Genomic DNA, 23,350 nt, shown 5'->3' on the forward strand with positions numbered 1-23,350 from the left:
GGCCAAATAATCCTCATATGCCACTAACTGAACAAGAGATTTTTGATACTACAAGAAATACTGCAATTAATAGTATAAGGAAATATGCAGTTACTAAACTTAAAAAGAAAAAAAAGTTTCAAATTTTAGATTTGATAATGCCTAATGAAAGAAAAGTAAGGTCAATAGTTGGAGGGCTTGAAACATCTTTAGGTACAACTTTGTGGGAACCTTTAGCGAGAAATTTAGCGGAATTGAATGGTTTTGAAGTAGTTAAAAACAACTTGCAAATGCCTACCAATATGCCTCACAATTTACACAATACATTGCAGACAATAATAGCAAGTAGGAGAAATGGCAGTAAACAATACGATGCTCGTGCTTCTCATTTGGCAATAAAAAGTGTTTGTGAAGATTTTATTCAGAATCCGATAGATAATTTTAAAAAAGCCCCTTCAGGTCATGGTGTGGATGTTTGGCTCATTAAAGATGGTGTAAATTATTTTTTTGATACTAAGACTGTTCAACCAAATGTAGGTGATTATTCGAAGTATTTGATACAACTTTTAACTTGGTATGCTTATTTTTATTCTCAATTTCCTGAGGGTCTAGCAGAGGCTAGGATAGTATTTCCTTATAATCCTTATGGTCAATTAGATTTTTGGGATAATACTGTAAATAGAGGTAGGCCACTTGAACAAATAAATGAAGCTTGGGTTCAAAATGAGTTTTGGGATTTTTGTACCGGGTTCGAAAATTCTTATTCGGTAATCCACAAAGCTTTTGTTGATATTGCGGAAAGTGGAGATTTGAAGGATATATTGGAACAAATATTTAATTAATCCCCCCACATGACATTTATCATATTCCGATAAGCCCCCCTGCCCCATATTTGCAGGATATTTTTACCGGAAGACACATGACAACTGCACAACCCCACACCTTTCACATACCCGTTATGGGTCTGGCGTATACCATAGACACCCCTATAAAAGTGGCCAAATTTGGCATTGACTCCGTAGTTTCAATAGTAGACGACGAGCTCATGGAGCGTATGCGCGCCTTTTACAGCCAGAAGCTGGCACTGCCCTATAAGGAGATAACCCAAAAAATGGCCGACTACCGCGCTGAACGCACTACCCAGTACCTCAATATGTTAGACAGGGTAGTAAAGCAAAAGTACACGGATTTCTGCGCGGAGCTGGCCACCTGCAAGGAGTCGCTCATCAGTTTTATAAACACCGTGCCGCAAATGAGCCACGTAAAGCGCGGCCTGCAGGTATATGCCTACAGCACGTTTGATAAAAGCCAGGAAATCAGGAACTTTCTGGCGCAACACGTGCCGCCGGGGACTATCGACGTTAACATCATGACCAAGGTGGACAAGACCAACTTCAGCCAAAAGCAGCCCCTGCCAACCATTTATAACGATGCCCATGCATCGCTTAGGGGCTTTGCCAACAGCACGTTAGGGTCGTCTGTAGTGCTTTCGGCAGGGATGAACCCATCGCTATACAGCTATATATCAGAGTTTAATGATTTTTACCCTGACCGTTTTGGCCACCTCAAAAAGAAGGTCATCCTGAAGGTAAGCGACTTCCGTTCGGCACTCATACAGGGCAGTTTCCTTGCCAAAAAGGGCATCTGGGTGAGTGAATACCGCATAGAATCAGGCCTTAACTGCGGTGGCCATGCCTTTGCTACCGATGGCCTTTTGCTGGGTTCTATTATGGAGGAGTTCAAAAATCGCAGACAGGAACTTATCGAAACGGCTCACAATCTTATGACTAAGGTACTTATGCAGAAGGAATTACCGGTGCCTGTACAGCCGCTCCCGCTTAAAATTACCGTGCAGGGCGGGGTGGGTACAGCCCGGGAACACGATTTCCTGCTGGACGAATATGCTGCCGATTCAGTAGGCTGGGGGTCGCCGTTTTTGCTGGTTCCCGAAGCCACTGCAACCGATGCCCAAACCCGACAACTGCTTGCAACTGCCTGTGATACTGACTTTTACCGTAGCGATATTTCGCCTTTAGGGGTGCCGTTCAACGCCATTAAGGGTACTACTAATGAGTACTTTAAGGCCAAACGCATAGCCGATGGCCGCCCCGGAAGCTCATGCCCCAAAAAGCTGCTGGCACTCAACACACAGTATGATGCCGAGGGGCTTTGTACCGCATCGCACAAGTACCAAAAGCTTAAATTACAGGAACTTACTGCTTCTGATGTCGATTTTACAGAAGAGCAGGAAGCCATAACCGTAAAATCGTGCCTTTGTGTGGGGCTTGCCAACCCTGCATACATTGAAAATGAGATGGTTATAAAAGGAGAGCAACAGGGCGTGGTGGTATGCCCCGGGCCTAATTTAGCGTATTTTGATAAGCAAGTATCACTCAGCCAAATGGTTAGGCATATTTATGGGTATGAGTTCGTACTCGCTGAAGGATACCGCCCTAATATGTTTATTAAAGAGCTGGATTTGTATGTGGAATACTTTCGCGAAAGCTTGTTAACCAATAACTTAACTGCTGCGCAAATCAAAAAATGGACAGTTTTTAAGGCCAACCTGCTTTCGGGTATTGCCTATTATGAGGAATTATTCACGCAAAGTGTTCATTTTGAGGAGCAAAGAATGGATAACCTGCAAAAATTACAGGAGTATAAAACACAGTTAGAAGCATTAGTGGTACCTCAGTTAGCTGTGGCAATATAGCCATTTTTAGTGTGCGTCTATGCGTAACTTGTTGAATGTGAAGGCTTCAATAGCGTCATGGTAGTCTACCTCGTCCCAGTTGGTTTCGTCGTGCATGGTCTCAAATTCCTTGGCCCAGCTAATAAATGCGGCTATGTCTTCGCGGGAGTCGCCGCTAAAGAACCCCTTCTGGCCGGCAAGGTAGGCTATATCGGCAAGTGCTTCCAGCAGTTTGTTGCCCTCAACGGTGTAAATTAAATCGTACATAATAAAATTCGCTTAATTGATTGACTTTGAGGCAGCAATTTGCTAAAAAAAATTAGAATATTGGCAAAATCATTACGAAATTTTCAAAATTTTACTGTACGATTGCGGCTGTTAAAAAAATGTGAAATCGTGATTCTCAAAACAGGATGTTTTCTTACAAAACAGCATCAAAAAGTGCTTAATATTTCACTTTTGGACATTGAAATTGAGTAACAAAGTGACAGTGTTGCAAAGTGACAAAGTTTGAGGTCTGAGTCCAAAATTGGAAATAAAAAAATAAACTGAATTTTTGAAGGACGTTCCAAAATTAATCCGGTACCTCAAAAAAAATTCACGATATATCGTGAATTTAAATTTCAGTCAAAAAAGTCGAAGGTCAAAAGTCATAAAGCCCTTAGTTTCGAACAGCCGACTTTTGACCTTCGACTATTCCCCCTTTGGGGGTTAGGGGGCTTCCATTTTTATCCTCGATACCAGCGCCACAATGCCCAGACCGAAAACACCTATTATGGCAAACGACATCTTGAGGCCTACCTCTTCGGCAATGTAGCCTATAACCGGCGGGCCTATTAAAAAGCCCAGGAAGCTAACACTCGACACCGCCGTTAAGGCCTGGCTGGGTTCAATGCCCGGTGTGCGCCCCGCAAGGCTGTACACCCCCGGCACTACGGTGCTTACGCCCAGGCCAACAAGCATAAACCCAAGGGCTGATGGCACCACATAAGGCAGCAGCACCGCCAGGTACATACCCCCGGTAATAAGCACGCCGCTAACCTGCAGCACGCGTTTACGACCAAAACGCCCCACCAGCCTGTCGCCTATAAAACGGCCCGATGCCATCATGATCATGAATGATGTGTAGCCCAGTATAACCAGCGATTCCGGCGCTTTTACCACATCTTTAAAATACACCCCGCTCCAGTCAAACATAATGCCCTCACTTACCATACTGCAAAAACCTATAATGCCCAGCCACACCAGGGCAGGGTTCATTTTGGGCAGCAGGCTGCGTTTTTTCTCCGCCTCAACGGCTTTGGGCTTTGGTGGGCGTGTTTTAATTAAATAGCTGTAGTTTAAAAATATATTAATGTACAGCACCACCCCTATAATGGCAAAATGGTAAATGGGCTGTAGCTTAAGGTTCATCATCAGCAGGCCCACAAGCGCCCCGGTAAAACCCGCCAGGCTCCATGCCCCGTGAAAGGAAGACATAATAGGTTTGCGGAAAATACCCTCAGTAAGCAATCCCTGTGTGTTGACCGATATGTTTGTAACGTTACTAAAAACACCAAAAAAGAACAGCGACAGCATAAGGTGCCAGCGTTCTGTAGCCAGGCCCAGTGTAACCATGGCCGCTATGTACAGCAGTATGCCCATCTGTACCGTTTTGCGGCTGCTGTACTTAACCACCAGCTTGCCCGAAAAAGGCATCATGAGAAGCTGCCCGCACGGTATGGCAAACAGCACCGTACCAAGGTCGGCCTCGCTAAGCCCCAGCGTTTCCTTAATATCCGGAATACGGCTGGCCCATGTGGCGAAGGTAAGCCCCATGCTAAAGTAAAACAAACTCACCGCCAGGCGCACACGGTTCAGGTAGCCCTCTTTGGCTAATTTATACGATTTTAAAGGCTTGCGCACCTTTCGCGACAGGTTTATTTCGGTATCCATGCTGCAAAGTTACTATGTTTTTTGTTTCAATGCTTCTATGTGCAGCTTAGGCGTGCATTTTTTGTTAAGTATTTGTTTGCCAGTGTGCGGTATACCTTTTTTGGAGAGATAAATAGGAAGGACGCTAAAGTAATTTTAAAAAACACAAAGATTTCTATGTTATCAAACAAGTAAAGTCCAATGTTTTTTGAGAGCTGTATTCATTTTTTGACAGGTAAGCCTGTTTTCTATTTACTACAGACATTATTCTGTGAACAAGTTTATTTCGAACGGCGTTTAATACACTCATTTTATTTTTTCCTTCTGATACTTTACGTTGATAGTATTCTTTGATTTCTTCATCGAACCTTATTGATGCCATTGCAGCCAAGTGCAGTAGTTTTTTAATATTCTTATTGGCCATTTTTGATACTCGTTCCTTTTTTACTATAGTACCGGATTGATTTTTAAAAGGCACCACTCCCGCGTAACAGGCAAGATGCCTGGCGCTCTGGAAGGATGTGAAGTTATTTGTTGCAATTATTAAATTCACAGCACATTGTGGCCCTATACCCGGTATGGTGGTTATGAGTGCCTTGGTCTGGCTTATTTCAGGATCATTTGCAATTAACTGTTCTATCTTTTCCTCTGTTTGTTTTATAGATTTAACCAAAGCATTTAATACCTGTTTAAAGGATTTGGAGAGTATTTGATATTCAAAAGCATCATGCGTCTTAGCTTCTTTCAGGCGGTTCTCTAAAGCTGTTTTTTGTCCCAGCATAGCTTCACGTACTTTGTTTAAGACACCAAGTTGTTTAATAACTTCTGTGGCCTCACGGTAAGGAATAAGCTTATCATTATATCGGATGGCATATTGGGCAATCCGCAACGCATCTTTACGATCGTCTTTCCCTCTCATATCCGTTGTGGCCCATTTGATTTTAAGGGCATGTTCAACCCATAAGGGCACATCCAATTCGGAACAAACAACTTCTAAAGGCCTGTTGTAAATCCCTGTGTTTTCACAACATACTAACACTTCTCCCCTGGTTATCCTGTAAGTATTTAATACTGCTTTTATAAAAGCTCTAATACTTTTCCTGTTGTTTAGAATTACCCTCTCCTGGAGTAATTCCAGCTGATTGTTTAAAATGGCAATGTCCAGTTTAGATTTGGAAACATCAATTCCAATTACGTACTTTTGTTTCATATTGAATATTTTATTCCACAAAGAGAGTGTTATCTAAGTCCTTGATAATAGGTCGTTAACCTAAATTTCTATTATGATCTTGCTCTCTAAGAAACAGGGTACGTAATCTTCGTATAGGCCTCGGAATCCTTTGACACAAATTGATTCACCCTGTTTCTTGTGGAATGATTAATAACAATAAATATACTTCGGAATACTATTAATCAATCCACTTTGCAAACTAAAGGACACAAAGGGCGCAAGGGAAAAGCATGATTTTATTATAAAATGAAGCTTTTCCCTTGCGCCCTTTGTGTCTTTGTGTTTGAAATTATATCTTCAAGGAACAGTTTTTTACCTCATTTATAATAAAGTAACCTGTGCCCGCAACTCCTCACCCTTAAGCCCTGCAATAAGGTTTTGGGCAGCCAGTACCGCCATGGCATCGCGCGTTTCCTTAACAGCAGTACCTATATGCGGCAGTATGCTCACGTTTTCCATATTTAGCAGAGGGTTGCTTTTATCCATGGGTTCAGGGTTGGTAACATCAAGCCCCGCGCCCCATATTGTTCCGTTTTCAAGGGCTGTCTTTAGGTGGGCTTCGTTGTGTATGCCACCTCGAGCGGTGTTGATAAAGAGCGCCGAATTTTTCATCTTAGCAAATGTACCGGCATCAAACAGCCCCTTGTTTTCATCATTAAGGTTAGCGTGAACTGAAAGCACATCGCTTTGCGCGAGAAGGGTGTCAAAGCCCACACGGCGTGCACCCAGCTCCTGTTCGGCTTTTTCATTATGCCCACGGTTGTGGTAAATAACATCCATGCCATAAGCGCCTTTGCACATACGCGCCATTTCCAGGCCTATATTCCCTAACCCAAAAATGCCCAGTGTTTTGCCAAACAGGCTGGTACCCAGCCCGGCGGTGGGCTCAAAAAATCCCCACTGGCCGTTGCCAATGCGTTTATGGTGGTAAAAGGCCTTGCGGGCAGTGGCAACCATAAGCAGGAAAGCCGTTTCGGCGGTGGATTTACTCAGCACATCGGGTGTATTGCCTATGGCAACGCCAGCCTTTGTAGCCGCCTCAATATCTACATTATCATAACCAATAGAGAGCAGCGATACCACTTTTAAATGGCTGCATTGCTCAAAAAAAGCGGCATTAACCATGCGCCTGCCGCTTAATATAATGCCATCGGCAACCTTGCAGTGTTCAATAAATTCGGCTTCGGTAAGTTCGCGCTTTTCTTCCCACTGCGTAATTTCAAGGCCCTCTTTTTCAAGAAGCGCCAGCCCCGCCTGTGGTATTTTACGTGTTATAAATACTTTCATTTTATAATTGGCCTCACCCCCGGCCCCTCTCCAAAGGAGAGGGGAGTCAAGAGCGTGAAAATTGGTTTCTATAATAGTTTAAAGTATGAGTGAAGCTACTCCCTCTCCTTTGGAGAGGGGTGGGGAGAGGCTTATTTACTCTCCTGCGTCAGGAAAGCCACATCTTCTGCCGTAAGGCTAAGTTTAGGCGCCGCAATAAGGCTGTCTAACTGGCTAATGCTTGTGGCGCTTACAATAGGAGCCGTAATACTTGGGCGATTAATAAGCCATGCCAGCGCCACGGTGGTAGGGGTGGCGTTGTATTGAGCCGCCACCTTATCAAGCGCCGCAAGAATACGGAATCCCCTTTCGTTAAAGTTCTTGTCCATATCGCCGCCACGTGCGCTTTTGCCGAGGTCTTCTTTAGTGCGGTATTTCCCCGTAAGGAAACCGCTTGCCAGCGAAAAATACGGAATAACCCCAAGGTTGTTTGCAAGGGCAAGCTGCTCATACGTGCTTTCATAACCCTGGCGGTCCAGCATATTGTAGTGCGGCTGCAGGGTTTCATACAGCGGCAGCCCGTGTTCCTGAGACGTTTGTAATGACTCCTTTATCCTTTCGGGCGACATATTGCTGGTGCCTATATAGCGCACCTTGCCGTCTTTAATAAGCTGCTGGTAGGCCTCAAGGGTTTCCTGCACGGGTGTGCTTTCTTCGTCAAAATGCGTTTGGTACAGGTCTATATAATCGGTTTTAAGGCGCTTAAGCGATGCCTCTGCCGCCTGAATGATGTAGTCTTTTTTAAGGCCTTTTTTACTGTCGCCCATATCGCTGCCCACCTTGGTGGCAATAATTACCTCGCTGCGGTTGTTGCGTTCCCTGAGCCAGTTGCCTATAATGGCCTCGCTCTCGCCGCTGGCGTTGCCCGGTGCCCAGCGCGAGTATACATCGGCCGTGTCAATAAAATTAAACCCGGCGCCGGTAAAGGCATCCAGTATTTCAAATGATTTGTTTTGGTCAATAGTCCACCCAAATACATTACCGCCAAAGGCAATGGGGTACATGTGCAGGCCGGTGGTGCCTAATTGTCTTTTTTCCATGATTAAATAATTTTGGCTTATAGTTATAGATATGATTCCAGGTTTTTAAGAATCAGTAGTATGGTTATTAATGCAGGCAGTGCCTGTATAAAAAATATGCGTTTGGTGGCGGTGGCAGCACCATAAATGCCCGCTATGGCAATGCAGCCTAAAAAGAACAGTTGTATGTAGCTGTGCCACAGCATATCGGTAATAAAAAACGTCCATAGTAAACCCGCGGCTAAAAAGCCGTTGTACAGCCCCTGGTTGGCCGCCAGCGTTTTGGTTTTTGGGAAAAGGTCTTTTGGGAAGTTGCGGAACACCTTTGGCGCGCGTGTTTCCCACGCAAACATTTCCAGCCACATAATGTATAAATGCAGCAGGGCAATAACGGTTACCAGTATGCTGGTAACAATGTCTAAAATGCCTGCCCGGTTTATAACCAATACTTCCATAATCTTACAGGTTTATTGCTTTCTTTTCTTTATCGCTTTCAATAGCAGCATCTATAATTTGCATTACAAGCAGGCCGTCCTGTGCGGTAACAGGCTCCGGAATGCCCTGGGTAATGGCGTTGTACACACCGTCGAAAATGCCGTAGTAGTTGCCTTTAAGGGTAGGTATGGTTTTGCGGATGCTCTCGCCGTTTTGCGAGTAGTGCAGCAACCCCGATTTGTCTTCAGGCTCGGTACCCCAATTGTCAAGGTTGGGTTTTGCACCGGTTTTAAGGGTGTCTTCCTGAATATCGCCACGGTCTTTAAAAAACGAACCCTCGCGCCCCTGCAATACATAAGACGGCAACAGCTCTTTATTAAAGAATCCGGCATGCAGGCGCACGCGCTTATTGGGGTAATACAGCAGTATATCAATATTATCGTCTACCACAGAGCCTTCCCTCAGCGTTCGGATATCGGCAAACACGCTATCGGGCTTACCAAAGAGTGCCAGTGCCTGGTCTATAATATGCGGCCCAAGGTCTTTCAGTACGCCTGCACCGGCATTGGCGCTTTCTTTCCATGCTTTGGGGCTTAGTATAGGGTTGTAGCGGTCAAAACGTATTTCAGCCTCTACAATATCGCCTAAAACACCACTTTCCAGCACTTGCTTTACGGTAAGGAAATCGCTGTCCCACCTGCGGTTTTGGTACACGGTTAGGGTTACGCCCTTGGCTTTGGCCAGTTCGCCTAACTCTTTAGCTTCGGCGGCTGTAGTGGTAAAGGCTTTTTCAACCAGGGTGTGCTTGCCGGCGGCTATGGCCTGTTTGGCATATTCATAATGCGTGTCTACGGGGGTGTTAACCACCACCAGGTCTACATCATCGGCTAACAGTTCTTCTATTGATTCATATCGTTTTACATTGGGGTAATCCTGGCGGATAAGGTCTTTACTGCGTTCCCATGCGCCCGTTAGCTCAAAGCCGGGGTGCAGGGTTAAAAATGGTGCATGAAATACCTTGCCGGACATACCGTAAGAGAGTAGTGCTGTTTTAATTTTTTTCATTTGTATATATTATGGTACCACAAAGATTCACAAAGGAGCACAGAGGTACACAAAGTTTTATTTTAAAGGGTATGATGGGTATTCCCCTCCTTCGGAGGGGTGCCCGTAGGGCGGGGTGGTTTTTCAACTCAGGATATCTCATTCAAAAATCCCACCCCGGCTTCGCCACCCCTCCGGAGGAGGGGAATAGCTTCACTCAGACGTTTAATTATTGACATCCCCCGGGATTTCATCCCGGGCTAATATGCGCGACCCTTTCAGGGTCGGGTGGCGTGTATTGTATCATTATGGGAGACGCATTCAATGCATCTCTACAGCTGCTGCAAACTGCTACCTGCCACCAGCTATCTGCCATCTGAACACTGATTACTGATCACTGCCTACTACCTCTTCCTCCACTGTGCGCGGTCGTACTGCTTGGGCCAGATGGTTTCTGCATTTAACTCATGGGCAAAACGCAGCGCCAGGTTAGGGTCGCGCAACGATTCGCGGGCAAAAAGCACAAGGTCGGCCTTGCCAGATGCAATGATGTCTTCTGCCTGTTGGGCTTCGGTAATAAGGCCCACGGCGCCCGTGGCAATATGGGCTTCTTTTTTAACCCTTTCGGCAATAGGCACCTGGTAGCCCGGCCCTACAGGTATTTGCTGGTGCTGCACCGCGCCGCCGCTTGAGCAGTCTACCACATCAACACCTTTTTCTTTCAGTATTTTGGCAAGTGCCACGCTTTCGTCTACATTCCAGCCCCCTTCGGCCCAGTCGGTACCGCTAATGCGTACAAAAATGGGCAGTTCGGTAGGCCATTCGCTTTGCACGGCTTCCAGCACTTCTAAAAGCAGGCGGGTGCGGTTTTCAAAGCTGCCGCCATACTCGTCGGTTCGTGTGTTTGCCAGCGGCGAAAGAAACTCGTGTAGCAGGTAGCCGTGTGCCCCGTGTATTTCCACCACCTTGTAACCGGCTTCATGTGCACGGCGGGTAGCGGCTTTAAAGTCGGCCACCACTTTGGCAATACCGGCCTTATCCAGCTCCTGTGGCGGTTCGGCTTCGTGCTCGCTAAAACGTATGGCACTTGGCGCTACTGAGTCCCACCCGCCTTCGGCATGCGTAAGTTTGTGGTTGCCCTGCCATGGGGCGCTCACGCTTGCTTTGCGGCCTGCGTGTGCCAGCTGTATGCCGGGGAAAGCGTTGTGTTGTAATATAAAAGCAGTTATCTGTTTGTATTTTTCTATATGGGCATCATCCCAAATGCCCAGGTCGCACGGCGATATGCGGCCTTCCGGCGATACGGCTGTGGCTTCCTGAATAATAAGGCCTGCACCGCCTATGGCTCGCGCGCCAAGGTGCACCAGGTGCCAGTCGTTAGCAAAACCGTCTTCGGCACTGTACTGGCACATAGGGCTTACCACTATGCGGTTTTTAAGGATAAGGCTCCTGAGCTGGAATATTGAAAATAAGTGTGACATAATTTGTTTTTGGCTTGGGTTAGTTGTAAAAAAGGCGTTAGTTTTACAGTAATGCCTTACAGTATAAAGTTACGTTTTGTAAAGTTATCTTATACTATCCAATTACAAATTGCATTCATCATTATTAACAAAACATTTAAATAACATACGAAAACGCTAAAAAATGCCATGCTTAGCCTAAAAATAGTATTTTTGTGCGTTCACAAAGTATTTAACTCTCGCAAATGGATACACTCAATCAGGTTGCACAACTTGTACTTATGCTTTCAATTCTTGTAGTTCTGCACGAATTTGGCCATTATATCACCGCTAAAATGTTTAAGGTAAGGGTAGAAAAATTTTACCTTTTTATGGATGCCGGGTTTAGCCTTATTAAAAAGAAAATAGGCGAAACCGAGTGGGGTATAGGCTGGCTTCCGCTGGGCGGCTACGTAAAGCTGAGTGGTATGATTGACGAAAGTATGGATACCGAGCAAATGAAAAGCGAGCCGCAGCCGTATGAGTTTCGTTCTAAGCCGGCCTGGCAAAGGCTTATAATCATGCTGGGCGGTATTATTGTAAACATACTGCTGGCGTGGTTAATTTTTACTGTGGTATACAGCACCTATGGCAAAACCTATGTAAGTACTGAGGTAATGCAGAAAAACGGCCTTGTTTTTGGCGAAACCGGCCACAAGGTGGGCTTTAAAGACGGCGACCGTATTGTAGAGGCCGACGGCAAATTCCAGAAAAGTTTTAACCGTATGACCCTCGATGTGCTTTTAGGGGATAAAGTAGTGGTAGAGCGCGATGGAAAACGTGTAGACGTTAACCTGAGCGATGAAAACAAAGCACTGATACTGGAAACCGAAGGGCGCGACTTTATGCACCCGTGGATTAAAAGCGCAACGGTAGACTCTGTAGCGCCGGGTTCAGGAGCTGCTAAGGGTGGCCTTAAGGTGGGCGACAAAATACGCACTGTAAACGGAAAAGAGCAGCGCTACCTTTCTCAAATGAGCGAAGAGGCGTTTAAGCACAAAAAAGGCTTTATAAACATTGGTATTGAGCGCAACGGCCAGCCCATGACGCTTAACGTGCCGGTAGATTCTATTGGCAAGGTGGGTATAAACCAGGTGGCGGAAGGCCTTGAGCATTACAAAATAACAGAGCATTATAGCTTTTTTGGTGCCATACCGGCTGCCATAACCGAGTCGTATGACCTGATTATATACAACATTAAGCAGTTTAAGCTTATACTGCGCCCCAGCACGGGTGCCTACAAGCAGGTTACAAGTGTGGTGGGTATTGCCACAAAACTGCCTACCACGTGGGACTGGGAGTTCTTCTGGAACTTTACGGCACTGTTTAGCATAGGCCTTGCCTTTATGAACATACTGCCCATACCGGGCCTTGACGGCGGCCATGCCATATTTACCATTGCCGAAATGATTACCGGCCGCAAGCTTAGCGATAAGGCTGCAGGCATTGTACAAACGGTGGGAATGGTAATTTTGCTGAGTTTAATGGCACTTGTTTTCGGAAAAGACATTTACCAACTTATTGTGGGTTAGGCTGCTGAAAAAACGTTTTAATTTTTTTTAAATTTTTGTTTGGAGAAATTAAAAATGGTTATATATTTGCACCGCAATAAAGCTGACGGCTTTAGCGCTACAAAAGTTCTTTAGAAGTTAATACCAGATTAATAAAGCCTTAAGGTTTTATAAATTCGAGAAACAATATACAGTTTCCTCCTTAGCTCAGCTGGTTAGAGCATCTGACTGTTAATCAGAGGGTCCTTGGTTCGAGCCCAAGAGGGGGAGCCAGATTGGAAAAGCCGCTAATTTTAGCGGCTTTTTTCATTTTAGCCTTTTCTAACTCCTTGGTATTACGGGATAATAGCTCCAAAATAGTATTAGTCGAATTGGTTCGAAAACCCTCTTTTTCGACTATCAGATTTTCAGGGAAAATAGTTCGTAAAAAACTGCCTTTCTTTCTGTCTTCCAGTTGGTTAAACAAACTACCCATGCTACATAGTAATTTTACCGAATCGGCGACATACTTTTTAAGATATACATCATTCCTTGCAAGTTTTGATATACTATCTTCTATTTCGTTAATAGTTGTTTTATACCTCGTTGTAATCTTTGTGAACAACTCTAAGTCTATCTCTCTGCTCATTAGTCTGTCCTCTGCATCCAGTATCAGTTTTTCAAGTGTTTCTTTCTCTTTAGTGAGTTCTTCTCTTCGTATGTAAGCATCGGTCTCACTTTGGCTTATTAAGTCGCTTAAAACCTCGCTATAAAGTGAGCCAACATTTTTGTTTAGTGATGTGTCCCGTCCTGAAATATCGATACACAAAAAAAGTATCAAAATGGAAGGACAAAACAATTATGTAAGGCGTACCCAAAAAGATTACACTTTAAGTTTAAAGATTCAAATTGTAAAAGAGATTGAATCGGGTGAGCTTTCAACTTATGCCGCGCAAAGAAAATATGGCATCCAGGCTCGTTCAACAGTTGTAAATTGGCTTAGGAAATATGGTAACTTTGATTGGGAGAATCAAACACCATCGAATATGCCAAAGACACCTGAACAACGTATTATGGAACTTGAGGCCAAAGTAAAGCTTTTAGAAAAGCAGAAAGCCCAGCTTGAAAGTCAAAACCATATATCCGATTCTAAAGCTATTATTTTTGATATGATGATAGACTTAGCGGAAAAGGAATATAATATTGACATCAGAAAAAACTTACCACCCGGACAATCCAATCCTTCAGTAAAAAAAGGCAGGAAAGCTTAAGCTTCAGCTGTGGTTTGTTCGGGATAGACAGGCAGGTTTATTATCGAAGTGTTAAACGTGTCAAGCTTCGCAGGAGCCTGGCGGAACAGGTTGTAGGACTTGTAAAGGAACAGCGCATAGCCCAACCCCGGCTTGGTACACGCAAATTGTATCATATACTTAATAATAAGCTTAAAGATTTAAAAGTAGGAAGGGATAAGTTCTTTAGTATTTTAAAAGCAAATCATTTACTGATAAAGCCTAAAAGGAGTTATCATGTCACTACATGGTCACACCATCGTTTTAGAAAGCATCCTAACCTGATTAAAGAACTTGATATTACTAAACCGGAGCAGGTGTGGGTATCCGACATTACATACATCGGGAAACGGGATAAACCTTGTTATTTAAGCTTAATAACAGATGCTTATTCTAAAAAGATAATGGGATATGATGTGTCTGATTCCCTGAGCACACAAGGCAGTATTAATGCTCTAAAAATGGCTCATAAGAACAGGATGTTTAAGGCTGAATCATTAATACATCATTCAGACAGGGGAATACAATATTGTTCGGATGAGTATCAATATTTATTAAAAAAATGTAACTTGAAATGTAGTATGACTCAAAACTCAGATCCTTATGAAAATGCAGTAGCGGAAAGGGTAAATGGAATATTAAAACAGGAGTTTATGATTGACGCTTACCATCTTGAATTATCATTAATGAAAAAGCTGGTAGCGGAGGTTATAAATAAGTATAATCAAATCAGGCCACATTGGTCAAATTATATGCTGACTCCAAACAAAATGCACCTGCAAAGCAGTATCAAAATGAAAACCTATAAAACAAAAAACAGAAGTAACCCGAAAGCTACTTCTGTCTAAAAAAATGTATTTTTACTATTATTAATCCTGTATCGTTATTTTAGGACTAGTCAATGCTTTGTCGAGCATACTGGTTACATTACTATGTAGCACATCTTTTTTATACCTCACCTTGCATTTAGAAGTACAATGATAATATTCGTAGTGTCCGCCATTACCCTTGGATTTACTCGCTGTTATCTGCTTCGCGCAAATAGGACATATCAGGCTACCTTTCAATGGAAATGCTGGATTTATAGATGTGGGTAGCTTTGCGCCTACATTTTTTCTGCCATCTAAAACATCCTGTACCTTGTCAAATAATTCACGGCTTATTAAGGGTTCATGTAGTCCTCTTATAAGGTGTGCCGACTCTTTTTTATATTCAGGTACTACAACCATACCACAGTATAAGATATTCCTCAGCATATTGTAAAACTGTTGTTTTTCCAGCCTTAAACCATGCTCTACTTTAAATCTTTTTCGTATTACTTCAACTGCTTCAAGACCTTTTAAAACCTCTGTGAAAGCCTTAATGACAATTTTGGCATCGGCATTAGGGATTACAGAAGTCTTACCTAAAACTTTCCCGTTATCATATCCATAAGGTGCTTTGGATAAAAAACACCCTTCTTTTACTGCGCGTCTCATCCCGTCTTTCGTACGTTGTGATATTTTAAGATTTTCAACCTCTGGGAGTATAAGATACATTGACAATAAAACCTTATTATCTGGGTTTGTGAGGTCTAATGGCTGTTCTATAGAGTTTACTTCTATCCCCATATCTGTTAGCCTTCTTATCACTGCCAGAGCTTCTTCTGCATTTCGGGAGAATCTATCCCATTTTGTAAAAAGAATCTTACCAATAGCTTGTTTGTTTTTTGTAGCATACTCCATAAGATTGTTCCATTCAGGACGGTTAAAATTCTTTGCAGAATAATCGTCCTCAAAATGTTTAGCAATCGTAAGTTTGTTTATCTCACAGTAAGTAGTTAGGATTTGTTGCTGGTGGCGTAGGCTAAAGCCTTTTTCTGCCTGTTCGTCTGTACTAACACGTGTATATATAATTGTAGCCATGTTATTGTTGTTTAATTGTTAGTGTGTTGATAATGTTTAGTAATCGTAAATTTGTTTATTTCACAGTAGGTGGTTAGGGCTTTTTTCTGATTGCATAAGCTAAAGCCTATCTCTACCTGCTCGTCTGTACTGACACGTGTATAAATTATGGTATTCATTATCCTAGTGTTTTTTTTAATTCGTTATACCCTATTAAAGCTAATTGCTCAGAACTATATCCTTCCATATCCTCCCAATAGCATTTATCTTCATAATTGTCAAGTATTGAGTATATAACCCAAAAGACTTTATCGTAATAAATTATCCTTCTGTCAACGTATTTATTGTTAGAAACACCAAATATATTTTCTTCGGTCTCTATTACATCTCCTTGTAGTTTAATAACTTCAATTAGTTCCTTGATGGGTAAATCTAAATCAATGATTAATTTTAATTTGCTCATATTTAATATTTTATGGTTAATTGTAATTCAGCTAGTGAGTAAAGTACCTGCCTAATAGTTTCAATCTCAGCATCTGAGTAGAAAATACCGTCACGGTTCAAAATTTGTTTGCATTTTGTATGGGATAGCATACGATTCTTCCGCTTCTTCCAATTTTTTATTGCGGAGAATTATTCTTTTATAGTCACAACTGGACTCCCTACGAGTATTTTTTAGGAATTATACATCTATCTCTACAGTGTAGAGTAGAACATGAAAATCAAAAGTTTTAGATTTTCGGTAAGACTTTCCTTGAAAATCTTATAATGCAAATCTACACAATTTTCACGTAGGTTGCAAGCAAATATTGAAAAATATTTTATATAAACATTTAATAATCAATAAATTAAATATAGTATTATATTTCTAACGTTAGACTGATGCACTTATTACACGTGCATTTGGGTAAAGTTTTCTTGCGGTTGATAGCGCGGCGGCAGAGTTAAATGCGGGTACTATAATATATGTGAGATTGGAGCCAATCCAGATTCGGACTTTAAAATTTTTCATAATTAGGCTGCTTGTATGAGGTTAAGTTTGTTATACAGTTGATATACGGTAGATGGTAAAAATTGTTTGCCGTATCGGGTTTTAAAGTTCAATTCATTAAGGTATGTGGCAATTTCCCTGTAAGTCATTCCTTTTTCTTTACAGCTTGCTATTATAGATTGTGCTTGCCTATTCCTGTCATTGGTGAGTGCGTTTTCTTTAACAGCTTGTACGCCTTTGGCACGTGCCTCACTGGTAAGATTATTAGGATTGCCCAGTTTCACACCTTTTTTCTTTAGTTCTGCCAAAGCCTGTTTGGTTCGGCTACTTATTAATTTTGCTTCTTGTTCTGCTAAAGCTGCGAAAATATGGATGGTAAAATTGTTTGCGCTTGGCATATCCACCGCCACAAACTCAATACCCGCATCCATGAGGCTGCTTACAAAGCTCACGTTACGTGCCAATCTGTCCAGCTTTGCAATAACCAGTACTGCACTTTCATTCTTTGCCATTTGGATAGCTTTGTGTATCTCTACACGCTCACGCTTGTTTGTTCCCGTTTCAACCTCTGTGTACTCCTTTAATATAATACCATCTTGTGAAGCAACATATTTTTCAACGGATGTTTTTTGTGCTGATAAGCCAAGGCCACTAATACTTTGTTCTTTTCTACTTACTCTATAATAGGCGATATACTTCTTCATGGCTTATACTAATTTTAAAACTTAAACGTCCGTTTATGATTTATTACAAACTTGAAGCGAATGTAATATCCTGGTTTTTAATGCACAAGAAAAATCCTGGTTTTCCTGGTAGTTGGGTTTTGGCTGCTGTTTTGGTGTGAGGTTCTCGGTGTATGGTAATAAAAAACGAGGCTGGTCGGCCTCGTTTATATTATATGTCGAATCTGTTTTAAGCATTGTTTATTTCTTCCTGAGGATATTCTTTATCTAAAGTCATACTAACTAAATATGAAAAGCCAACAGAGAACATACCTGCTGAAATACCCCCTAAAAATATAGTGAAAAAATGCTTGGATGAAAATTCAACCTCTTTATACGTTTTCAAAATATCTTTAGTAATAAAGTTGTTTGTGTTATTGAGGTATATGAAGCAATACAGGATAGTACCCATTATTAATAGATGCCCGATTAAGTTGTACCAAAATCTCATTAAGGATAACAGTACATATTTTCTTTCGGTACTCGCATTCCTTAAAATGATGAAACCAGTATATAGTGTAATAACTGCTATTACGATTACAAAATCAGTTGCTGAAATTTCACTAATAGAATTTTTACCTTGATATTGGGATAACATACCGAGTGCTAAACATGAGGCCGCAAAACCTATAACGAGCTTCATACCAAAACCACTTGAACTATTTGCCATATTTTAAAATTTTTAATTGTTACGTTTTCCTGTACCCTCGCACTGAGGGCAAATTCTTGCATCGCCATAGCGGTTGCTTTCATAGCCAGTACCCCCACATAGGCCGCAGGGGTCATCAATACTATTTTCATTGTTGTAATTCCTGTAGCCCGATGGTTTGGCTGGTTGTGCAGTGGTATGAAGCTTATGTGATTTTTCCTCCCATTTTCTTGTGTGCTGCCTCCCACAAGCGCGGCTACATATAAAGCTTTGGTACGGTTCTTCTGTTTCCTGCCATTGCCCATGTGCTATTTCGGTATATCCCCGCCCAAAAAAGCGGCCGCCGCATTCATCGCAAATATTTGTTTCTGCTGTATTTTTTTTCCAGTTTGCACGAGCTTGCCCAGGTCTTGCGGGTTGTGTAGGAGTTATATAGCTTTTGCTGTTTTCAACGGGTGGTGTAAGCGATGCCAATTTATCGCATCTATTAGCCACGGCAAATAATACTATAAACACACATAGTATTATAAAGAAAGGTCTTTTCATGTTTGGAGGAATTTATTACAAATACAAATGTAATAAAATTCGCCATATATGGCGAATTCAATCCTTGCAACTTGGGTGTTAGGTTTGATTTCTTTGCTTAATGTCTGATGAGTTGGCTAAAATAGAAGCAGAATTATCAAAAAGGATTTATAATCTATTCATGAAAAAATATGATGGTAATAAATCTGAGTTCGCACGTGCCGCCTATTGTAGAGAATCCACTATAAGACGTATTCTCCGAAATGAACAGGGTATAACAATTAATTTACTTTTTAGATTAGCTAAAGCTTTGGATATAGAAGTTACCGATTTATTAAAAGGATTGTCTTTGACTATTGGTTAACCCTTCTTTTTTAGCAATTTAACAACATCTTCAAGTTCGGCCTTATCAATGCCTTTCATTACAACGGTAATTGGATATTTCGGCTTTTCGGTGGTTAACACCCTCTTTAACTGTTCCAAAGTTATTTTTATTTTCATGCTCCTGTTTTACAATAAATAGTGTCGCAACAGTTTTTCAGGACTGGTTTTCCAAAAAATCCATACAAATTTCCAAAAAAAAATTTTTGAAGGACTCTGATTATCGATAACCTCTTTGGAATTTTACTCCTTTACATAAGGTGCGATACGGCTGGCCGCTTTTTGAGAAAGTATAGTACAGGGAGGCAGGGGATGTGAAGCCATCCGTGTTTTTAAAGATTTTGGTGAATTTATTTGTGTAAACCTTTGATTGCTGTGAGATTTCAAGGGTTTTGCCGTTCCCATACGTGCTAATGTTCCTGTATAATGATGTGTATAAACAGCTATTATACACCAATGTTCTTAAGTTATTTACATTAATTGTAGCGCATTATTGTAGTATTCTATCGCTATTATATATTGCTCATACTTTCCTATCCCATTATTTACCATCTATTACTTCTTAACTACTCTCATATATGTTACTTAATATCATAGTACTATGTAGTTTGAAAACATTAATAAAATAAGGCATTCCTAAAGATACTATGTAATAATGTTATGCTTGGATTGCGCTATCCTGATAAAATAATTGTAATAAATATGCACACAACTATTGACTATCTGGGCCGAAATGTCTATAGTTATCAAAATGAGAATAAACTCACTAAAATTCTTGGTTGCTGGAGGAATAAGCTGCCTCCAGCTGCTTCTACCAAGTAAAATAAGTAAAGACCTTATAAATAAGCACCAGTACCTTACTGGTGGGTGAATAGAAGTATAACCAAAAAATGTTTACTGAAAATGATGATTATATCGCCCTGACTGGCGATACTGAGGATATTAGCATCCTCCACAATGATTTTAACCTCTCTGAATTGGCGATGGTGTTTCCAGATGTCAATTCCATACTGGTGCCGAAGAAAGCCCAGTACAACCTCACTAAATACGTTCCTAAGGCACTGCTCAGGGAAATAGACCCCAACACTAATATAGCCGTTGAAAAGTGCCTGCTGGTACTCTCAAACCTTGCCAGCACTTACTACACGGAAGACCCTTGGAAGTCTTTAAGCTCTGCTATACTGCATGAACAGACAAAGAATGCCAGCAATACCTATATCTATACTAAAATTGTGGAACTGCTAAAGGCAGGAACGAAAACAGGCGCATTCATAGAGGTAGCCGATTCTTACGAGGTAGGTGTACAATCCAAAAAGTACCGATTAACGGAACAATACCTTAAAGCTGGGCTTACGGAATACCTCATTAAAAACAGTGGTATTATTGCTACAAGGAACAGGCTCTTTTACCAGCAGCTTGCAAATGCTATGACCAACCCAATCAGTGCGAATTTGGTAAAGATGTACCCTAAGCTACAACTGCCAATCTCAGCGGAACTACTTACCATTGGTAAAAAACTGGTTAAAGAAGGGCGTACCACCAAAAAGGGCAAGCTACTTACAATGCGCAACAAGCATAAGAATGACTACTGGAACGACTGGAAGAACCGCAGCTTTGTAGAGGACAATATCAAACTGTTTGAGTTCTTAACAGGGCGTGGGTTTATGGTACCAAGTGCTGGGGATGCTGCAAGCGGTGGGCGTGTGGTGGATTCATTTACACTCATGCCAGCGTGGATAAGGGAACAGATTACTATAGACGGCAAAAAGCTGGCAGAATGCGATTATACTGCGCTACACCCGAATATAGCCATCCACTTATACGGCGGCAATGAAAGTTATATCACACACCAAAAAGTGGCTGAAAGGGCTGCTATTGATGTTAAAGCGGTTAAGGTAGAACATTTGGCGTTCTTCAATAAAAAATGGGTTGAGATGAAGAAATCACCGCTATATAAGTTCTACTCAGAGCATAAGCCGCTGATGTTGGAACGCATTCGCAAGGATAAGGCTACCAATGGTTATAAAGTTACTTCCCGCAAGATGTTTATGGTAGAGGTGGATATAATGACAGATGTTATAACCAACCTCAGCGCTAAGGGCATTCAGGTTTTATATGTTTACGATGCGTTATTATGCGAAGAAAAGGATAAGTCAGCAGTTATTGAAACCATGAATAGGGTAATACTGGAACAAGGGGTTAAAACTGAGGTTAAACTTTAATACAATCAACAAGTATTACTCAACGATATAATAATGAACATTTTTCCTTTACCCTTATTTTATTGATAATTTTTTGGTTTTGAACATAGAACCGCGGCTTATCAACAAGATAATAACAATGTGATTGTTAAAAAATATATTTGTAATATTTTTTTATAATTATGCGCAATTAATTTTTTTCAATATCTTTGAAAAACAAAAAGCACTCTGTTGCGAAGAGTGCTTTTGTTTAAGTTCTTTGAAATGGTGGTCTCAAAAAAATTGGGCTTATGTTCCACAAAAGTAATGATTTTTCATTAGAATCACAAGGTGTTCCTAATGAGTTGTATGTTAATTTTAAGCGAACGGCATACAGTAAGGTAAAAGAGGGTGTAAAAAGTTCTTTATCTGATTTTAAGAACGACCCTGGGCAATTTGAGTTCAGGTCAGCAAAAGCTATCTGGATAAACTCAAAAGTAAAGAAACTATTTTATAGTAGTGTTCTTTTTGATAATCAACTAATGAAGAAGGTAAACCACTTGAAATCTCACGGAGTGGATTATTATTCGTTAGATGGAAAAGCATTGATTTGCTTTAAAAAAATGGATGAAAGAGGCAGGATTAGCGGTTTCTATAGTAAAAGGTTTAAAGAAATAATGAGTGGTAATATAATACACTACTCGAAAGTAATGCTCGATAATTTATATGAGATGGGCATAAATAAGCCTTTACCTATATACTATATTGGACATATTTTAGATAAAACGGGAAATTCATTATCTGATATAAGATTGGTTCATTATAATAATGGAGGTGTTGCTTATGAGGTAAGCTTAGAAGAAATTTTCAAGCCAAACTTATTTAATCTTAATGGTGCCGACCTTCTAGATGAAATAAAAGTTACATCTAAAAGGAAAAATCATAATAAAAAAACTGGTAATTAAATATTAAGCGAGACCATCATTCGAAGATTAATTAACAAAAATAATTATGGGAGCAATTATATTAAAAAATGATACATTAAAGTTGGCACGTAACTATTTTGGTTTAAACCAGAAGGAGTTTGCGAAAAAGCTTGAAATATCACAAGCTCTGGTAAGTAATTTGGAAAAAGGCCTAAAGCCATTGACTAGTGATATAATTGAAAAGTTAAAGGATGAATTTGGAGAAAGTTTTTTTTCACAAATGATGAGTAGTCCTAACTTGAAGGTTCATTACAGGGCTAGTGCAACTGTTGCTAAAAAATACACTGATTTATTTGAAGCGAGATTATTGATAATTTCAAACAAAATTGAACAGTTACTGGAGTATGTTGAAATTCCTGAGAATAAAATTCCTCAGCTGGATTTGGAAAATTTCCAATTAGATGCTGAATATCTGGCAACAGAGATTAGGGATTATTTTGGGCTGGGAAGAAAACCTATAGAAGATTTAGTTAGGCTGCTTGAGAGTAATGGCGTTGTTGTATATTTTTTTGAGTACGATTTTATATCTGCCCAAAATAAAAGTTTTGATGGTGTTAGTTTCTATGTGAAAGGTGTTCCCGTAATATTAATAAACAATAAAATTCAGAACGCCAGGAAGGTTTTTACCTTAGCCCATGAATTATGCCACCTTATTGCACATAATCATAACGACACAATCATCTCTAATGAAAGAGATATAGAGAAAGAAGCGAATGTATTCGCTTCTGAGTTTTTGGCTCCCAGAACTGCTTTAAGAAGTGAATATAGAGGGCTAACCTTATCTAAACTTTTTCAGTTAAAAGCCTATTGGAAAATATCTGTTGGCGCATTGTTATATAAGGCTAAAGGCACTATTCTTTCTGAAGACCAATACAGGAGGTGGGTAACAATGCTTGCGCCATATCGAAAAAATGAGCCTCATGATATAGATATTAATACACCTGTACTATTAAGAAAGATGCTTAACGTATGCCAAGAAGATATAGGTGATGAAGCAGAGTTTTATAGAGAATTTGGGCTTTCGAAAAAAATTTTTGAAGAAGTCTATTCTACATTAGTTGATAGAGACAGGCCTAAAATGAAAATCATTTTATAATTATTATTTCAAATCGCAG

At 40.9% G+C, this 23,350-nt stretch carries 25 protein-coding genes and 1 tRNA gene; 10 read left to right on the top strand and 16 right to left on the bottom strand.

Features of this window, described 5'->3' with window-relative positions; genetic code table 11:
• Positions 1-17: 17 nt before the first annotated feature.
• Together AM279_RS15045 and AM279_RS15050 are read left to right on the top strand one after the other, a co-directional pair.
• Positions 18-821 carry a TdeIII family type II restriction endonuclease gene (locus AM279_RS15045; RefSeq protein ID WP_054408853.1) on the top strand — a complete coding sequence of 268 codons (804 nt, stop codon included), beginning with the start codon at positions 18-20 and terminating at the stop codon, positions 819-821.
• A gap of 77 nt (positions 822-898) precedes the next feature.
• Positions 899-2,692 carry a hypothetical protein gene (locus tag AM279_RS15050; protein ID WP_054408854.1) on the top strand — a complete coding sequence of 598 codons (1,794 nt, stop codon included), beginning with the start codon at positions 899-901 and terminating at the stop codon, positions 2,690-2,692.
• A 6-nt stretch (positions 2,693-2,698) separates the two neighbouring features.
• Here the strand turns inward: AM279_RS15050 and AM279_RS15055 are convergent, their stop codons facing one another.
• The 8 genes from AM279_RS15055 to AM279_RS15095 all read right to left on the bottom strand — a co-directional run bounded on the left by AM279_RS15055 (position 2,699) and on the right by AM279_RS15095 (position 11,121).
• Positions 2,699-2,938, bottom strand: coding sequence for a hypothetical protein (locus AM279_RS15055; RefSeq protein WP_054408855.1), 240 nt, complete (start codon positions 2,936-2,938; stop codon positions 2,699-2,701).
• Between the two features lie 444 nt (positions 2,939-3,382).
• Positions 3,383-4,606 carry an MFS transporter gene (locus AM279_RS15060; protein WP_054408856.1) on the bottom strand — a complete coding sequence of 408 codons (1,224 nt, stop codon included), beginning with the start codon at positions 4,604-4,606 and terminating at the stop codon, positions 3,383-3,385.
• 154 nt (positions 4,607-4,760) lie between these two features.
• Positions 4,761-5,795: an IS110 family RNA-guided transposase gene (locus AM279_RS15065; RefSeq protein WP_054408857.1), complete on the bottom strand. Its 1,035-nt coding sequence runs from the start codon at positions 5,793-5,795 to the stop codon at positions 4,761-4,763.
• 342 nt (positions 5,796-6,137) lie between these two features.
• Complete coding sequence (locus tag AM279_RS15070) at positions 6,138-7,103, bottom strand: 2-hydroxyacid dehydrogenase (protein ID WP_054408858.1); 966 nt, start codon at positions 7,101-7,103, stop codon at positions 6,138-6,140.
• 131 nt (positions 7,104-7,234) lie between these two features.
• Complete coding sequence (locus tag AM279_RS15075) at positions 7,235-8,182, bottom strand: aldo/keto reductase (RefSeq protein WP_054408859.1); 948 nt, start codon at positions 8,180-8,182, stop codon at positions 7,235-7,237.
• Positions 8,183-8,205: 23 nt separating this feature from the next.
• The gene (locus AM279_RS15080) at positions 8,206-8,616 is read right to left on the bottom strand and encodes a DUF1304 domain-containing protein (protein ID WP_054408860.1); all 411 of its coding nucleotides are present in this window, start codon (positions 8,614-8,616) and stop codon (positions 8,206-8,208) included.
• A 4-nt stretch (positions 8,617-8,620) separates the two neighbouring features.
• Positions 8,621-9,661: a Gfo/Idh/MocA family oxidoreductase gene (locus AM279_RS15085; RefSeq protein WP_054408861.1), complete on the bottom strand. Its 1,041-nt coding sequence runs from the start codon at positions 9,659-9,661 to the stop codon at positions 8,621-8,623.
• Between the two features lie 383 nt (positions 9,662-10,044).
• Positions 10,045-11,121: an NADH:flavin oxidoreductase/NADH oxidase gene (locus AM279_RS15095; protein WP_054408863.1), complete on the bottom strand. Its 1,077-nt coding sequence runs from the start codon at positions 11,119-11,121 to the stop codon at positions 10,045-10,047.
• Between the two features lie 224 nt (positions 11,122-11,345).
• Between AM279_RS15095 and rseP the strand changes: the two genes are divergently transcribed.
• Positions 11,346-12,671, top strand: a complete 1,326-nt coding sequence (rseP, locus tag AM279_RS15100) for an RIP metalloprotease RseP (RefSeq protein WP_054408864.1) — start codon at positions 11,346-11,348, stop codon at positions 12,669-12,671.
• A gap of 175 nt (positions 12,672-12,846) precedes the next feature.
• A tRNA-Asn gene (locus AM279_RS15105) sits at positions 12,847-12,923 on the top strand.
• Here AM279_RS15105 and AM279_RS15110 read toward each other — a convergent pair.
• Positions 12,886-13,458, bottom strand: coding sequence for a hypothetical protein (locus AM279_RS15110; RefSeq protein ID WP_074961732.1), 573 nt, complete (start codon positions 13,456-13,458; stop codon positions 12,886-12,888). The genes AM279_RS15105 and AM279_RS15110 overlap by 38 nt on opposite strands.
• Positions 13,459-13,471: 13 nt before the next feature.
• On the opposite strand from AM279_RS15110, the gene AM279_RS20820 reads away from it, so the two are divergent.
• Entirely contained in the window at positions 13,472-13,900 is a 429-nt protein-coding gene (locus AM279_RS20820) for a transposase (RefSeq protein ID WP_054410124.1), read from the top strand.
• 14 nt (positions 13,901-13,914) lie between these two features.
• Complete coding sequence (locus AM279_RS15115) at positions 13,915-14,766, top strand: IS3 family transposase (RefSeq protein WP_054406426.1); 852 nt, start codon at positions 13,915-13,917, stop codon at positions 14,764-14,766.
• 21 nt (positions 14,767-14,787) lie between these two features.
• Here AM279_RS15115 and AM279_RS15120 read toward each other — a convergent pair whose 3' ends face one another.
• From AM279_RS15120 to AM279_RS20515, 6 genes are all read right to left on the bottom strand, one after another.
• The gene (locus AM279_RS15120; RefSeq protein ID WP_054408865.1) at positions 14,788-15,822 is read right to left on the bottom strand and encodes a recombinase family protein; all 1,035 of its coding nucleotides are present in this window, start codon (positions 15,820-15,822) and stop codon (positions 14,788-14,790) included.
• An 11-nt stretch (positions 15,823-15,833) separates the two neighbouring features.
• On the bottom strand, positions 15,834-15,980 hold the full coding sequence (locus AM279_RS21060; RefSeq protein WP_143090355.1) for a recombinase family protein: 147 nt from the start codon (positions 15,978-15,980) through the stop codon (positions 15,834-15,836).
• Positions 15,980-16,264 carry a hypothetical protein gene (locus AM279_RS15125; RefSeq protein ID WP_054408866.1) on the bottom strand — a complete coding sequence of 95 codons (285 nt, stop codon included), beginning with the start codon at positions 16,262-16,264 and terminating at the stop codon, positions 15,980-15,982. Before AM279_RS15125 ends, AM279_RS21060 begins: the two co-directional genes overlap by 1 nt.
• 551 nt (positions 16,265-16,815) lie before the next feature.
• On the bottom strand, positions 16,816-17,496 hold the full coding sequence (locus AM279_RS15130) for a recombinase family protein (protein ID WP_054408867.1): 681 nt from the start codon (positions 17,494-17,496) through the stop codon (positions 16,816-16,818).
• A 208-nt stretch (positions 17,497-17,704) separates the two neighbouring features.
• A complete protein-coding gene (locus AM279_RS15140; protein ID WP_143090356.1) occupies positions 17,705-18,184 on the bottom strand; it encodes a hypothetical protein in 480 nt (159 codons plus the stop codon).
• Between the two features lie 12 nt (positions 18,185-18,196).
• Entirely contained in the window at positions 18,197-18,709 is a 513-nt protein-coding gene (locus AM279_RS20515; RefSeq protein ID WP_143090357.1) for a hypothetical protein, read from the bottom strand.
• Positions 18,710-18,869: 160 nt separating this feature from the next.
• On the opposite strand from AM279_RS20515, the gene AM279_RS15150 reads away from it, so the two are divergent.
• Positions 18,870-19,052, top strand: a complete 183-nt coding sequence (locus AM279_RS15150; RefSeq protein WP_236688524.1) for a helix-turn-helix domain-containing protein — start codon at positions 18,870-18,872, stop codon at positions 19,050-19,052.
• Here AM279_RS15150 and AM279_RS20685 read toward each other — a convergent pair.
• Positions 19,049-19,189: a CBS domain-containing protein gene (locus AM279_RS20685; protein WP_160316457.1), complete on the bottom strand. Its 141-nt coding sequence runs from the start codon at positions 19,187-19,189 to the stop codon at positions 19,049-19,051. The two genes, AM279_RS15150 and AM279_RS20685, sit on opposite strands and share 4 nt — an antisense overlap.
• Positions 19,190-19,959: 770 nt before the next feature.
• On the opposite strand from AM279_RS20685, the gene AM279_RS15155 reads away from it, so the two are divergent.
• From AM279_RS15155 to AM279_RS15165, 3 genes are all read left to right on the top strand, one after another.
• Positions 19,960-21,291 carry a hypothetical protein gene (locus tag AM279_RS15155; RefSeq protein ID WP_054408872.1) on the top strand — a complete coding sequence of 444 codons (1,332 nt, stop codon included), beginning with the start codon at positions 19,960-19,962 and terminating at the stop codon, positions 21,289-21,291.
• A 269-nt stretch (positions 21,292-21,560) separates the two neighbouring features.
• Entirely contained in the window at positions 21,561-22,214 is a 654-nt protein-coding gene (locus AM279_RS15160) for a hypothetical protein (RefSeq protein ID WP_054408873.1), read from the top strand.
• Between the two features lie 46 nt (positions 22,215-22,260).
• Positions 22,261-23,331, top strand: a complete 1,071-nt coding sequence (locus AM279_RS15165) for a helix-turn-helix domain-containing protein (protein WP_054408874.1) — start codon at positions 22,261-22,263, stop codon at positions 23,329-23,331.
• Positions 23,332-23,350 lie beyond the last annotated feature (19 nt).

Origin of the sequence: Flavobacterium akiainvivens, assembly GCF_001278115.1 — a bacterium.
GTDB lineage: Bacteria > Bacteroidota > Bacteroidia > Flavobacteriales > Flavobacteriaceae > Flavobacterium > Flavobacterium akiainvivens.